4 protein-coding genes (1 of these 4 cut by a window edge) are annotated in these 15,032 nt (G+C 70.7%); 2 read left to right on the forward strand and 2 right to left on the reverse strand.

Features of this window, described 5'->3' with window-relative positions; all coding sequences use genetic code 11:
• Positions 1-10,951: the 5' portion of a non-ribosomal peptide synthase/polyketide synthase gene (locus tag D7X30_RS10575; RefSeq protein WP_233591505.1), read on the reverse strand. 22,052 nt of this gene lie to the left of the window's left edge; only the first 10,951 of its 33,003 coding nucleotides appear in the window; its start codon is at positions 10,949-10,951; its stop codon lies beyond the left edge, outside the window.
• Between the two features lie 283 nt (positions 10,952-11,234).
• Here D7X30_RS10575 and D7X30_RS10580 point away from each other — a divergent pair, with 283 nt between their 5' ends.
• Positions 11,235-11,708, forward strand: a complete 474-nt coding sequence (locus D7X30_RS10580; protein ID WP_120562770.1) for a GNAT family N-acetyltransferase — start codon at positions 11,235-11,237, stop codon at positions 11,706-11,708.
• A gap of 4 nt (positions 11,709-11,712) precedes the next feature.
• On the opposite strand, the gene D7X30_RS10585 is transcribed toward D7X30_RS10580, so the two are convergent.
• Positions 11,713-12,765 (reverse strand): oxidoreductase, encoded by a 1,053-nt coding sequence (locus D7X30_RS10585; protein WP_120562771.1) that lies wholly within the window; start codon positions 12,763-12,765, stop codon positions 11,713-11,715.
• 942 nt (positions 12,766-13,707) lie between these two features.
• Between D7X30_RS10585 and D7X30_RS10590 the strand changes: the two genes are divergently transcribed.
• Positions 13,708-15,030, forward strand: coding sequence for a FadR/GntR family transcriptional regulator (locus tag D7X30_RS10590; protein WP_120562772.1), 1,323 nt, complete (start codon positions 13,708-13,710; stop codon positions 15,028-15,030).
• The last annotated feature ends 2 nt before the right edge of the window (positions 15,031-15,032 follow it).

The raw sequence follows: 15,032 nt of genomic DNA on the forward strand, positions 1-15,032 counted from the left end.
CCAGCCGCTCCACGGTGGGACGCTCGAAGAGGTCCGTGCTGTATTCGATGACGCCGCGCAGTCCGTCTGGCGCCTCGTGCAGCAACAGGCCCAGGTCGAAGCGGGCCGTGGCGTTGTCCACCGGCACGGGCCGCAGCGTGAGCCCCGGCGCCTTCAGCTCGCCGGTGGGCGCGTTCTGGAGCGCGAACACCGCCTGCACCAGCGGGTTGCGGCTCAGGTCGCGAGCCACGTGCAGCTCCTCCACCAGCTTCTCGAACGGCAGGTCCTGGTGCTCGAAGGATGCGAGCGCCGTGGCCCGCACCTGGGAGAGCAGCGTCCGGAACGAGTCCCCCGGACGCACGCGCCCGCGCAGCACCAGTGTGTTCACGAAGAAGCCGACCAGCCCCTCCAACTCCGCACGGTCGCGGCCCGCGATGGGCGAGCCCACCAGCAGCTCCTCCTGCCGCGAGTACCGCGACAGCAGCACCTGCCACACCGCGAGCAGCGCCATGTACGGCGTCGCGCCTTCCGAGCGGCCCAACGCCACCAACCGCTCCACGCCCGAGGACGGAAGGTGCACGGGAAGCAGTGCCCCCTTCGTGGACTGGAGCGGCGGACGCGCCTTGTCCGTGGGCAGCTCCAGCACCTGGGGAGCCCTGGCGAGGTGCTGCTTCCACCAAGACACCTCCCGCGCCAGCACGTCCCCCTGGAGCCAGGAGCGCTGCCACACGGCGAAGTCCGCGGGCTGCACCGGTAGCGCCGGCAACACGGGTGCCCGGCCAGATGCGAAGGCTTCGTAGGCGCCGGCCACCTCGCGGACGAGCACGCCCAGCGACCAGCCGTCGGAGACGATGTGGTGCATGCACAGGAGCAACAGGTGCTCCCGTGCGTCCAGGCGGAGCAGCCGCGTGCGCAGGACCGGTCCCCGGCCCAGGTCGAAGGGAGTGGCGGCCTCTTCCACGGAGCGCCGTTGGGCCTCGGCCTCGCGGGACTCCCGGGGCACGGTGGTCAGGTCGGTGACCGGCAGCTCCCATGCACCCGCCGCGTGCACGTGCTGGACGGGCTGGCCCTCCTTCATCGCGAACGTAGTGCGCAGGGCTTCATGCCGGGAGACGACGAGCTCCAGTGCGCGGCGCAGCGCCTCCACGTCCAGCGCGCCTTCCAGCCGCAGCGCGGTGGCGAGGGTGTAGTGGCTGCCGCCCGGGCGGAGCTGCTCCACCACCCACAGCCGCTGCTGCGCGTAGGACACCGGCAGGTCCTGCTCCCTCGACGTGGCGACGAGGGCCGGGATGCGCGGTCCTTCGACACGCGCGAGGAGGTTGGCCTCCACCCGCTCCGTGAGCCGGGCGACGGTGGGCGCATCGAAGAGGGCGCGCAGCGGCAGCTCCACGCCGAAGGTCGAACGCAGCCGCGAGACGAGCTGCGTGGCCAGCAGCGAATGGCCCCCGATGACGAAGAAGTCATCGTGCAGCCCCACCGACTCCAGGCGGAGCAGCTCCTGGAACAGCGTGGCGATGCGCTGCTGGAAGAGCGTCATCCGCTCCGGACCCGCGGGCCCGCCAGCGACCGAGCGCGCATCCGGAGCGGGCAGCGCCTTGCGGTCCACCTTGCCCACGGGCGTGAGCGGCAGGGCGTCCATCGACACGAACGCGGAGGGCACCAGCGGCGCGGGCAGCCGTTCGGAGACGAAGGCGCGCAACGCCGCTGCCTCCACCGGAGCGCCCGGCACGAACCACGCCACGAGGCGATCCCCAATCACCCCAGCCACCGCGGCCTTCACGGAGGGGTGCTGCCGGAGGATGGCCTCCACCTCGCTCAGTTCGATGCGGAAGCCGCGCAGCTTCACCTGCGTGTCCATGCGGCCCAGGAAGTCCAGCGTCCCGTCCGCGAGCCAGCGCACCCGGTCTCCCGTGCGGTACAGCCGCGCACCGGGCACGTCGCCCCACGGTGAAGGCACGAAGCGCTCCGCCGTCAGCGAGGGGCGTCCCAGGTAGCCGCGGGCCAGACCGTCACCGCCCAGGTACAGCTCGCCCGGAACACCCACGGGCACGGGCTGCCCGTGCGCATCCAGCACGTACGTCTGGACCCGAGTCATCGGCCGGCCGATGGGCACCGACGTCGCGTGCTCCGGCAGGTCCACGATGTCGTGCGTGGTGACGCCCACGGTCGTCTCCGTGGGGCCGTACAGGTTCACCAGCCGGCCCGGAGGCCCCGCGCGCAGCACCGCGCGAGCCGCATCCGCGTTCGCGGCCTCACCGGCGTAGAGGACCGTGCGCATCGTGGCGAAGGCATCGGGGACTTCGCGCGCCACGGTGTGGAACAGGGCCGTGGCGAACAGGGCCGTGGTGGCGCCCACCTCGCGCAGCGTGCGAGCCAGCTCCGCTGGAGCCAGCGTCACTTCACGCGGCAGGATGACGAGCCGCGCGCCGTTGAGCAGCGCGCCCCAGACCTCGAAGGTGGCCAGGTCGAACGAAGGCGTGCCCGCCTGCACCACGCAGTCATCCGGCCCGAGCTCGACGTAGTTCGTGTCCCGCACCAGGTGCGCGATGGACTGGTGCGTGATGCCCACGCCCTTGGGCGTGCCCGTGGAGCCCGACGTGTAGAGCACGTAGGCAAGTTGCTCCGGCCGCACGGTGATGTTCGCGGATGCAGGCGCCGGTTCCTGGCCGGCTTCCTCCACGTCCGGATCCAGGCACACCGTGGGCAGGGAGTGTTCCGGAAGGGAGCCCAGCAGGTCACGCTGGCCCACCACCGCGGAGATGCCCGCGTCCTCGAACATGAACGCGAGGCGGGAGCGCGGATAGGCGGGGTCCATGGGCACGTAGCAGCCGCCCGCCTCCAGGATGCCGAGCATCCCCACCACCAGCTCCAGCCCCCGCTCCACGCACAGCGCGACCCGCGCCTCCGGAGGGAGGCCAAAGGTGCGCAGGCGCAGGGCCAGCCGACGTGCCCGTTCCGCCAGCGCCGCGTAGGTGAGCACCTGTCCTTCGTGCTGGACCGCGACGGCCTCCGGAGCGCGGAGCACCTGGGCCGCGAACAGCTCTGGCACGGAGTGGGGCGCGAGCGGACGCTGCGTGGCGTTCCAGTCCACGAGCACGCGCTGACGTTCCGCGCCGTCGAGCAGCGAATGCTCCCGCACGCGAGCCTCGGGGCGGGACGTGAGCGCGCCGAGCAGCGCCTGGAAGTGCGCCATCATCCGGGTGACGGTGGCGGGGTCGAAGAGGTCGGTGCTGAAGTTCAGGTCGCCGCTGAACGCGCCGTCCCGTTCCTGGAGGCTGAAGTCCAGGTCGAACTTCGCGGTGGTGCTCTCCCCGCCGCGCAGCTCCAGGCGGAGGCCGGGAAGATCCAACGCATTCACGGGAGCGTTCTGGAACGTGAACGCCACCTGGAACAGAGGAGATCGGCTCAGGTCCCGAGCTCCCTGCATGCCCTCCACCAGCTTCTCGAAGGGCAGGTCCTGGTGCGAGTACGCCGCGAGCGTCGTCGCCTTCACCTGGGCCAGCAGCGTCCGGAACGAAGCGCGCGGGTCGATGCGAGCACGCAGCACCAGCGTGTTCACGAAGAAGCCGATGAGGCCCTCCGTCTCCGCGCGGTTGCGGTTGGCGATGGCGGAGCCCACGAGCACGTCGTCCTGGCCCGTGTAGCGCGACAGCAGCAACTGGAGGCCCGCGAGCAGCACCATGAACGGCGTGGCACCTTCCCGGGCCGCCAGCGCCTTCACCGCGCCGGACACGTCCGTGGACAGCGTCACGGGAAGCGACGCGCCCCGGAACGACTGCGAGACGGGTCGAGGCCGGTCGGTGGGCAGCTCCAGCGCGGTGGGCGCGCCGGCGAGCTGCCCGCGCCACCACTCCAGCTCCGCCTGGAGCACGTCTCCCTGGAGCCACGAGCGCTGCCAGAGAGCAAAGTCCGCGTACTGGAGGGGCAGGGGAGGCAGCGCCGGGGACTGACCGGAAGCGAAGGCCCGGTACAGCGCGCCCAGTTCGCGAGCGAAGACGCCAATGGACCAGCCGTCGGAGACGATGTGGTGCAGCGTGAGCAACAACCAGTGACGCCGTGAATCCAGCCGCAGCAACACGGCGCGCACCAGGGGCCCGGTGCCCAGGTTGAAGGGCCGCGCGGCCTCGGAGGCGGCGTGACGGTGCGCCTCGGCTTCACGGCGGTCCTCGGGGGCGGACTCCAGCGAGACGACGGACAGCGTGAGTGTCGCTTCGGGATGGAGGCGCTGGACCGGCGAGTCCCCGTCGGACACGAACGTGGTGCGCAGGACTTCATGCCGGCGCACCAGGGCCTGGAGGGACTGCTCCAGCGCCGAGGCATCCAGCGCGCCATCGAGCACCAGGATGCCGGGCACGTTGTAGAAGGCGCTGCCCGGCTGGAGTTGATCCAGGAACCAGAGCCGCTGCTGCGCGTACGACAGCGGCACGGGACCAGAGCGCGGCACGGTCACGAGCGGCGGCGTCCCCGGCCGGGAGTCCTCCCGCGAGCGCAGTGCCACCACCCGGGTCGCGAGCGTCTCCACCGTGGGCGCGGCGAAGAGGTCGCCCAGGGGCAGCTCCACACCCAGCGTCGAGCGCACGCGCGACACCACCTGCGTGGCCAGCAGGGAGTGGCCCCCCAGGTCGAAGAAGTCATCGTGGATGCCCACGCGAGGAACGTGCAGCACCTCCGTGAAGAGGGCGGCGAGCTGTTCCTCCACCGCGTCTCGAGGCGCGACGTACGTATCCGCCGAAGCCACGGGGGCCTCGGGAGCGGGAAGCGCGGAGCGGTCCAGCTTGCCGTTGGTGTTGAGGGGCAGGGTGTCCAGCACCACGAAGGCGCTGGGGATCAGGTAGTCGGGGAGCCGCTGCTGGAGCTCCGAGCGCAGGGCCCTGCCGTCCAGGGATTCACCAACGACGTAGGCCACCAGTCGCTTGTCTCCGGGCACGTCCTCGCGCACCACGGCCACGGCTTCGTGCACGCCCGGCAGTCCGCGTAGGGCCGCTTCGACCTCGCCCGGTTCGATGCGGAAGCCGCGCAGCTTCACCTGGAAGTCGGTGCGCCCCAGGAAGTCCAACGTGCCGCCCGCGCGCCAGCGCGCCCTGTCGCCGGTGCGGTAGAGCCGTGTCCCCGGTGTCGTGCTGAACGGGTGGGGCACGAAGCGTTCGGCGGTGAGCGCGGGCTGGTGGAGGTAGCCCCACGCCAGTCCCTCGCCGCCGACGTACAGCTCTCCCGGCATGCCAGGAGGCACTGGCCGCATCGCCGGATCCAGCACGTAGGCGGTGGAGTGGGGCAGTGGACGCCCGATGGGAACGGCGGTCTCCACTGCGTCGCCCGCATGCATCCGGTGCGTGGCGGAGAAGGTGGTGTTCTCGGTGGGGCCGTAGCCGTTGATCAACACCGTGCCCGGACGCATCCTCGTCAGGTGTTCCCGCACGCGGGACGCCGGGAGCACGTCGCCTCCCGCCAGCACCTGTGACACGGAAGCGAGGGCCTCTTGATGGTGCACGGCCATCTGTTCGAAGAGGGCGGCCGTGAGCCACAGCGTGGTGACACGGTGCCCTGTCAGCACCTCCGCGATGCGCGCGAGGGACAGCTCCCCCGGAGGCGCGAGCACGAGCCGGGCCCCATGCAGCAACGCGCCCCAGATTTCGAGTGTCGAAGCATCGAACGCGGCCGGCGCGAGCTGGAGGAAGACCTCCTCCGGGCCGAAGCGCATGAAGTCGGTGTCCACCACCAGCCGCAGTACGGCGCGGTGCGGAACGCAGACGCCCTTGGGCGTCCCTGTGGAGCCCGAGGTGAAGAGGACATAGGCCAGCCGGTCCCCTGTCGCGCGCGGCTCCGCTGGCGCTGTCTCCGGACGCGAAGCCAGCCGGGCCGCATCCGCATCCAGCAGCACCAGCGGCGTCATCAGCGACGGCAGCTCATCGGCGAGCGCCTCCAGCGTGATGACCATGCCCGCCCCGGACTGCTCCAGCAGGAGGGACCAGCGCTCGGGCGGAGCATTCAGGTCGATGGGGACATAGGCCGCTCCGGTCTTGAGCACCGCCAGCACCGAGACGATGAGATCCGGCGAGCGCGGCAACAGCACGGCCACGCGGCTGCCCTCGGAGATGCCAGAGGCGCGAAGGTGGTGGGCGAGCTGGTTCGCCCGCGCATCGAGCCGTGCATACGTCAGGCTCCCGGACTCGGATACGAGCGCCACCGCGTCCGGCGCCCGGGCGACCTGTTCCGCGAAGCGGGCCGGGATGGACCGCGCGGAGAAGTCCCGCATCGAGGAGACGCCAGTCAAGTCTTCCAGCACCTGCCGCCGTGCTTCGGTGGGCATCAGCGGCAGCTGCTCCACCGGGTGCTCCAGCTGTCCAGGAAGCGCTTCCAGCAGCGTGGCGTAGCCCTGCATCAAACCCTGGAGGAAGGCCGGGTCGAAGAGGTCGGTGTTGTAGTGGAGGCTGCCGGTGAAGCCGTCCGGCGACTCCTCCAGGATGAGACTGAAGTCGTACTTCGACGGCGTGAAGGGAGGAGGCAGCTCTCGCAGCGTGAGGTCCGGCAGCCGCCACTCCGCGGTGGGCGCGTTCTGGAGGGTGAGGGTGACCTGGAAGAACGGCGTGTGGCTCGGGTCGCGTGCGGGCTGGAGTTCCTCCACCAGCTTCTCGAAGGGGACGTCCTGGTGTTCAAAGGCGCCAAGCGTCGTGGTGCGCACCTGGGCGAGCAGCGTCCGGAACGAAGCGCGAGGGTCGATGCGCGCACGCATCACCAGCGTGTTGACGAAGAAGCCAATCAACCCTTCCGTCTCCGAACGGGTGCGGCCCGCGACCGGAGCGCCCACGCTGACGTCGTCCTGTCCGGCATACCGTGACAGCAACAGCTGGTACGCGGCGAGCAGCACCATGAAGGGGGTGGCCCCCGTCTGCCTCGCCACGGCATGCACGCCGTCCGTCAGCTTCCGGGACAGCCGCACCGCGAGCGAGTCCCCCGAGAACGTCTGCACCGCCGGGCGAGGCCGGTCCGTGGGAAGCATCAGGAGCGGAGGCGCACCCGCGAGCTGCTCCCGCCACCACGCGAGCTGCGAGGTGAGCACCTCTCCCTGAAGCCAGGAGCGTTGCCACGCGGCGAAGTCGGCGTACTGGACGGGAAGTGGCGGAAGCGAAGGACGCTGGCCGGAAGCGAAGGCCTGATAGAGGGCGACCAGCTCGCGCACGAGCACCCCCGTGGACCAGCCGTCCGAAGCGATGTGATGCGTGAGGGCGAGCAGCACATGCCGCGTCTCCTCCAGCCGCACGAGCACCGCGCGGAAGATCGGGCCCCGCATCAGGTCGAAGGGCCGCTGCGCCTGCGCGGCGACGAAGTCCCGCAGCCGAGCACCGCGCTCGTTGACGGCCCCGGTATCCGGGTCCATGAATCCGATGCCGTCCCGGTCCGCGGCATCGCGCACGGTTGACGCACGGGAGTCCGAGCGAAGGGACTCGTCGCCGGCATCACGCGTGCTCGGTGCCGCTTCGTCCAGGTCCACGAACTCGAACGGGCACGGCGCCAGGGGCGCGATGCGCTGAACCGGCCCATGGGATCCGGAGGCGAACGTGGTGCGCAGCACTTCATGCCGTTCGACCAGCGCGTCCAGGGCCTGCCGCAGCGCGGGAACATGGAGCGCGCCTTCGATCAGGACGGTCCCTGGCAGGTTGTACGCAACGCCCCCGGGCTGGAGCTGCTCCAGGAACCACAGGCGCTGCTGCGCGAAGGACAGCGCGAGCTCGCCCTCCCGGTTCACGGGCCGCAACGGCGGCGCATGAGGACCCTCACTCCGGCCCCGCATCCCCTCCAGCGCCGAAGCCAGGGCCGCGAGTGTGGACGCCTTGAAGATCGCCCGCAGCGGCAGCTCCATCTGCAATGCCGCGCGGATGCGCGAAAGCAGCTGAGTGGCGAGCAGCGAATGTCCCCCCAGCGCGAAGAAGTCATCGTGCGCGCCCACGCGCTCCACGCGCAGCAGCTCCGCCCAGAGAGAAGCCAGCCGCTCCTCCATGGGCGTGCGCGGCGCGACGTACTCCGGAGCCGCCCCCGGTGCGGCGTCGGGCACGGGCAGCGCCCTGCGGTCGACCTTGCCACTGGACGTCAGGGGCAGGGCCTCCAGCGAGACGAAGGCACCGGGCACCATGTACTCGGGGATCTTCTCGGAGAGGAACGTCCGAAGGGCCTCTGCTCCCGGTACGTCCGTCCCGCCGACGAGATATGCCACCAGCCGCGTGTCGCTCGCCGTGACGCCCGCGAGCGCCACGACGACGGCCTGCCGCACGGCCGGGTGCTGCTCCAGCGCGGCCTCAATCTCTCCCAGTTCGATGCGCAGCCCGCGCACCTTCACCTGGAAGTCGGTTCGGCCCAGGTACTCGATGGCGCCATCGGGCAGCCACCGGGCGAGGTCCCCCGTGCGGTACAGCCGGGCTCCGGGCATGTCACTGAACGCGTCCGGGATGAAGCGCTCCGCGGTCAGGTCCCGGCGACCCAGATACCCGCGGCCCACCTGAACGCCGCCGATGAACAGCTCCCCGGGAACGCCCTGGGGCACCGGTCGCAGCGACGCGTCCAGCAGCCGGATCGCCGTATTCGCCACCGGATACCCGATGGGCACGGAGCGCCCCATCGCGCCGCGGACGCACTCGTACGCGGTGACCTCCACCGCGGCCTCGGTGGGGCCATAGAGGTTGTGCAGCCGGATCTGGGGCAGCCGCGCCAGGCACCGTTCGGCCAGCTCCAGAGGCAGCGCCTCACCGCTGCACACCACCTGGCGCAGCGACGCGCACTGCTCCAGGCCGGGTGCTTCCAGGAACGCCTGGAGCATGGATGGCACGAAGTGCGTGACGGTGATGCGCTCCCGCGCGATGAGGTCCGCCAGATAGTCCGGCTCCTGGTGTCCTCCGGGTCGAGCCACCACCAGCCGCGAGCCCGCCATCAGCGGCAGGAAGAACTCCCACACGGACACGTCGAAGCTGAACGGCGTCTTCTGCAACACCGCATCGCCCGGTGACAGCGGCAGCGACCCCTGCATCCACAGGATCCGGTTGACGATGCCCGCGTGCGCGTTCATCGCGCCCTTGGGCCGACCCGTGCTGCCGGACGTGAAGATGACGTACGCCAGCGCGTCCTCGGAGGCCACAGGAGGCGGCGCGTCGGTCGGCTGCCGAGCCACCTCCGCCCACTGGGAGTCCAGGCGGAGCACCGGCACGGTGTCCCCGGCGGGCAGCCGCGCCACCAGCCGCTCCTGGATGAGCACCACGGCGGGCCGCGCGTCCTCGAACATCCACACGAGCCGCTGCGCGGGCAGGGACGGATCCAGCGGAACGTACGCCCCTCCCGCCTTCAACGTCGCGAGCAGCGCCACCACCAGCTCCAGCGACCGCTCCAGCATCAACCCGACGCGAACCTCCGGCCCCACGCCCATGGACCGCAGGTGCCACGCGAGCTGGTTGGCCCGGGCATCCAGCTGCGCATAGGTAAGCGCCGTCTCGCCAAACGTGACGGCCACCGCGTCCGGCGTGCGAGCCACCTGCGCTTCCACCAGTTGATGCAGCAGCACCCCGCGAGGAAATGCCTCCCGGGGCCCATTCCACGCATAAAGCACGCGCTGCCGTTCGGTTGCGTCCAGGAGGGACAGCTCTGACAGGCGCGCATCCGGCCGGGAGACGGCGTCCTCCATCAGGACGCGCAGGTGCCCCATCAGCCGCACCATCGTGGCCTCATCGAAGAGGGCGGTGCGGTACTCGGCGGTGAGGCGCAGGCCGTCCGCCTGTTCGAAGGCGAAGAGGGTGAGGTCGAACTGCGCGAAGCCACTGTCCACCAGCTGCGCGTCCAGCGACAGCCCGGGCAGGCGTATGGCCGGAAGGGGCGTGTTCTGCAGGACGAACATCACCTGGAAGAACGGCGGCACGTCCAGGTGGCGCGGAGGCTGGAGCACCTCCACCAGTTTCTCGAAGGGCACGTCCTGGTGCGCGAAGGACTCCACCGACGTCGCCTGCACGCGGCCCATGAGCGCGCGGAACGACGGATCCCCCGCGAGCGACGTGCGCAGCGCGAGCGTGTTGACGAACAACCCGACCAGCGGCTCCAGCTCCGCGCGCGAGCGTCCGGCGACTGGCGTTCCGACCGTGAGATCGTCCTGTCCGGAGTAACGCAGGAGCAACACGTTGAAACCCGCGAGCAACACCGTGAAAAGGGTGGTGCCCTCCTGCGCCGCCAGGGCCGTGAGCCGCTGCACCAGCGCGACGGGAAGCATCGCGGTCACGGTCGCGCCCCGGCTGTCCGTAGGTCCGGTGCGGGGCCGATCCGTGGGCAGCGACAGGACCGCCCGCGCATCCAGCCGCGAGCGCCACACGTCGAGCGACGCCTCCAGCGACTCTCCCTTCAGCGCCTCCCGCTGCCACACGGAGAAGTCCGCGTACTGCAACGCCAGCGCGGGCAGCACTGGCGTCCCGCCCGAAGCCAGGGCCTCGTAGAGGATGCCCAGTTCGTGCACCAGCAGGCCCATGGACCAGCCGTCGGACACGGTGTGGTGCAGCGCGAGCAGCAACAGGTGCTCGGTGGGGGAGACGGCGAAGAGCACGGCGCGCAGCAGTGGCCCCTGTTCCAGGTCGAAAGGCGCGCGAGCCTCCTCGTGCAGCCTGCGCCAGGCCTCCGCGGCATCCACCACCGGCACCACGGGCAGGGGCACGTCCAGCTCGGGTGCGATGCGCTGCCAAGGCCGCCCGTCCTGCTCCACGAAGGTGGTGCGCAGCACCGCGTGGCGACGCACCACCTCGTTCAGGCTCCCCGCCAGCGAGGGCACATCGAGCAGCCCCTCCAGTCGCACCGAAAAGAGCAGGTTTAATCCGGCCTGCCCGGGCGCCAACCGCTCCTGGAACCACATGCGCTCCTGACCGAACGACGCCGGAACCCGCGACGTGGGGCGGCGCTTCTCGCGCAGCAATTCCGCCAGCCGCGCGCGCTTCTGCTCAGGGGTGGAAGCCATGGGCCAGAGACTCCTTGGGAGGGGGGCTTGCGAACGCTCGGGGATGAGATGTGACGGGTTCCCGGACTCGCGAGAGCGCGGGATAGTAGACAGGCACTCCGACACGGCCGCAGCGATTTGCTTGAGAGGGCCTGGCTGTCAGCCCGCTCGGGAGCGCGGCCATGCGGGCGGTGGGGACCTGGCGGGAATTCCGCGCCACGCCTGGTCTCTGGTGACATGTTTCAGCGGTGTTTCACCGTGATGGTGAAACGCCCGCGCCTGACGTTTCCACTAGACTTCGGGAATGCCTGAGTCCTTCCGGATCCGCGAAGCCGTGCCCACCGACGCCGAGCGGATCACCCAGGTGCTGCGCGACGCCTTCGAGGAATACCGCGGCCGCCTGGATCCGCCCTCCAGCGCGCACGACAAGACGGAGGCCGTGGTGCGGCGCGAGCTGTCGGACGGAGGCGCCTTCGTCGCGGAGGCGGACGGCATCCTCTTCGGCTGCGTCTTCTTCCACCCGAAGGGAGACCACCTGTATCTGGACCGGCTCGCGGTGCTGCCCTCGCACCGGGGCCAGGGCGTGTCGCTGCGCCTCATGGAGGCAGCGGAGTCCCGAGCGCGCGAGCTGGGCCAGACGCGCGTGCGGCTGTCGGTGCGGCTCGCGCTCACGTCGCACCATGCGTGGTACGCGCGCCAGGGCTACGTCTTCCATTCCCATGGAACGCACGCGGGCTACGCGTCACCCACGTTCCTGGTGTTGGAGAAGACGCTCTGACGCTTCAGTCACGAGGCAACAGCGGAATGCGGCGGCCTTCCAGGTCGCTCTGGATCGCGGCCTGGATGACGCGAACCGTCTCGCTCGCGCTCAGTGCCGTCACGGGCACGGGCGCGCCGTGGAGGATGGCGGCGCCGAGCTGCCGGTAGAACTGGCCGTACTCTCCGGGGAGCGTGGCGATGGTTTCCCCCGAGGCCAGCAACCGGCCGTGTCGCTCCGCGGGTTCATGGCCGAAGTCCGGATGGCCGGGACGCAGGCCCGCTTCGAGCTGTCCCTCCTGCGGATCCAGCGCATGCTTCACGTACGCATCCCGGTCGCCCTGCAACACGAAGCGGGGCCACGGAGCGTGCACCACGGATCCGGAGTGCAGCACCACGCGCAGCGAGCCATAGCGCAGCACCAGGTGGAACCAGTCCGTGCCCTGTGCGCCCGGGCGTTGCCGGCCCAGGTCCGCGGCCACCGACTCGGGCAGGCCGAAGAGCTGCACGGCCTGGTCAACGAGGTGTGAGCCCAGGTCCCAAAGCGTCCCGCCGCCGGGTACGTCCTGCTCCTTCCAGCGATCCTTCACCTGGGGCCGGAAGCGGTCGAAGTGGCTCTCCAGGCTATAGAGTGTCCCCAGCCGTCGCTGCTCCAGCAGCTGGCGCACGGTGAGGAAGTCACCGTCCCAGCGCCGGTTGTGGAACACGGTGAGGCAGAGCCCGCGCTCCTTCGCGAGCGCGTCCAGCCGCATCGCCTCGTCCGCGTCCAGCGCGAAGGGCTTCTCCACCACCACATGCTTGCCCGAGCGAAGCGCCTGTCCCGCGAGCGAAGCATGCGAGTCATTGGGCGTGCACACGACGAGCACGTCCAGGTCCGGATCCGCCAGCAGCGACTCCACGGTGCTGGTGCGAACACCTGGCCAGTCGCGGGCCACGGCATCCGTGCGGCTCGACGCCACGGCAGCCAGGGTGAAAGCGGGTTCCGCGGCGATGAGGGGCCCATGGAAGCGCGAGCCGGACAAACCATAGCCAAGGAGGCCCACCCGCAACGGGGAGCCAGGGACGCGAGTGGAGGTCATGGGCCAGGAGGGTAGCGGGAAGTGGCCTCCATGCGGGCAGCCGTAAGTGACTGGCCCTGCCGCCTTCCCGACACCGGAGCATTGATGGGTGCGCCAGTAGAGCGCCGCCCCATGCAGCGAGCGACCCGAAGTGGTCCGCCGCAACGAGCGACGTTTCGGAGCGAAGCGGCGGGCCACGACGGACTTCTCGATCGAACACCCAGGCGGGGCCAGGGCCAGAGGCACTCGCCGGGCGCGCATCCCCCGAACTTGTCCGGCAGTTGGACAGATGCGTTCCGCATGAAGCCGGGGCCACGCGCCTTGCGGAGCGCCGCACTGGGCCGAGACGCCGCGCGTTTTCGGATACCAAGGTGAGAGCAGGGCGCCCGCCCGGGCCCGGTTGCCTCAAAACCTGTCTGACAGTCGGACAGGTTTTCGCCGCCTGGCACCCGAGGCCGCGCCGGTCCGGCAGGGGCGTGACGCCGTGCGTGCGCGGATACCAAGGTGGGGCGCGGACAGGGGCGCCCGTCCAGGGCCGGTTGCCGCAGAACCTGTCCGACAGTCGGACAGGTTTCCGCCGCCTGGCACCCGAGGCCGCGCCGGTCCGGCAGGGGCGTGACGCCGTGCGTGCGCGGATACCAAGGTGGGGCGCGGACAGGGGCGCCCGTCCAGGGCCGGTTGCCGCAGAACCTGTCCGACAGTCGGACAGGTTTCCGCCGCATGAGGACCGAGGCCGCCGGACCGACAGGGGCACAACGTCATGCGTGCGCGGATACCAAGGTGGGGCGCGAATAGGGGCGCCCGCCCGGGACCGGCTGCCTCAAAACCTGTCCGACAGTCGGACAGGTTTTCGCCCCATGCTGCCCGGGGGCGCGCTGGCCCGGCAATCGACGCGGATGGTGGGCCCGCACGTCCATGTCAGACCCCTGTGGTTGGATGGCGATGCTGGGACGAGGAGGGGGGATGGGGATGGGACGGGGCGGACTCGTGGCTTATGTGGAGGCGCAAATCGAGCGCGATATCGCGCTGGGGCGGCTGCACCCGAGCGGGCACTTCGGCTCCGAAGCGAAGCTGGCGCGCCGCTATGACGTGTGCCGGGGCACCCTCCGCGAGGCGCTGCGGCGGCTGGCGGCGCGGGGGCTGGTGGTTCAGCACCCCGGACGAAGGACTCGCGCGGTGGCGCTGGATGAGTCGCTGACGCTGGAGAACCTGGGCCTGGCGCTGCATGACGCGAGCAACCCGGATGCCCGGTGGCTTCTGGAGGGCTACTTCAGCCTCAAGCGGCAGGTGCTGGTGGAACTGCTGGCCGACTGCTGCGCGAGGGCCTCGGACCTCGACCTGGACCGGCTGGGGAGCACGTGCTTCCAGCTCCAGGACGCGGCACGCTGGGAGTCGGGGGCAACCTGCGCCCAGGTGGAATTCGAGTTGCTGCGGCAGGCAGCGCGGGTGGCGGCGCGTCCCGGGCACGTGCTCCTCGTTCAGTCCCTGCAGCGGGCATTCCTGGGAGGCGCAGCCCAACTGCTGCCGCTCATGGGTGGTGAGGCGCTGCGCGAGTGGGTCCTCCGCGTGACGGCGATCCTGCACGAGCGCGACGTGCAGGCACTTCAGAACGAGCTGCCGGCACTGCTGAAGGCTTGCGACGAGCGCGTGCTAGATGCTTTCGCCCCCGCAGCCCCCGCAGCCCCCGCAGCCCCCGCAGCCCCCGCAGCCCCCGCAGCCCCCGCAGCCCCCGCAGCCCCCGCAGCCCCCGCTCCCCAGGCGCAGGCTTCCCCCGAGGCTCCATCCGCCCATGAGGACCTTCTCGGCGCGCCCGTGCCGGCCTCCCTCCTGGATGATGCGCTGGAGACAGGGACTTGCGTGGACGAACGGAGCCTCGGCGTCCTTGCGCCAGCCGTTGAGGACACCGAGGCGCTCGGCGTTGCACTCCGTCCCCATGACCAGGTCTGCCCCATTGGGTCCGACAGCGGGACGCCGCTGCCTTCAACCGTCCTGGGGGACGCGTCGTGTGGACATGATGGCGGGGGCTCCGGGAGGGGCATGGCGGATGATGCTTCGCTCAACCTGTCTGACGGTCGGGCGAATGGGAGCGCCTCGTCCGGTGAGGGGTGTCTCCCGCCTGCGGTTCCTCCCTCCGGCTCTCTCGGCGCGAAGTGCAAGGCGGGTGGACTGTTTCACGGGACCCTGGGCTGCCTGGGGCAGTGGTGGGAGCGCCTGCTCCGATTGACCTTGGACGCAGTCGCCGGAGCCATGCTTCCGCGCAGGATGGGGCAACGCACTTCTGGCTAGAG

The sequence above is a fragment of the Corallococcus sp. AB011P genome (assembly GCF_003611605.1).
GTDB classification, from domain to species: Bacteria; Myxococcota; Myxococcia; order Myxococcales; family Myxococcaceae; genus Corallococcus; species Corallococcus coralloides.

What these genes read in the sequence shown, in the direction of transcription:
- D7X30_RS10585 (WP_120562771.1), bottom strand. Translation starts at nt 12,765, where the DNA reads ATGACCTCCACTCGCGTCCCTGGCTCCCCGTTGCGGGTGGGCCTCCTT.
- D7X30_RS10580 (WP_120562770.1), top strand. Translation starts at nt 11,235, where the DNA reads ATGCCTGAGTCCTTCCGGATCCGCGAAGCCGTGCCCACCGACGCCGAG.
- D7X30_RS10590 (WP_120562772.1), top strand. Translation starts at nt 13,708, where the DNA reads ATGGGGATGGGACGGGGCGGACTCGTGGCTTATGTGGAGGCGCAAATC.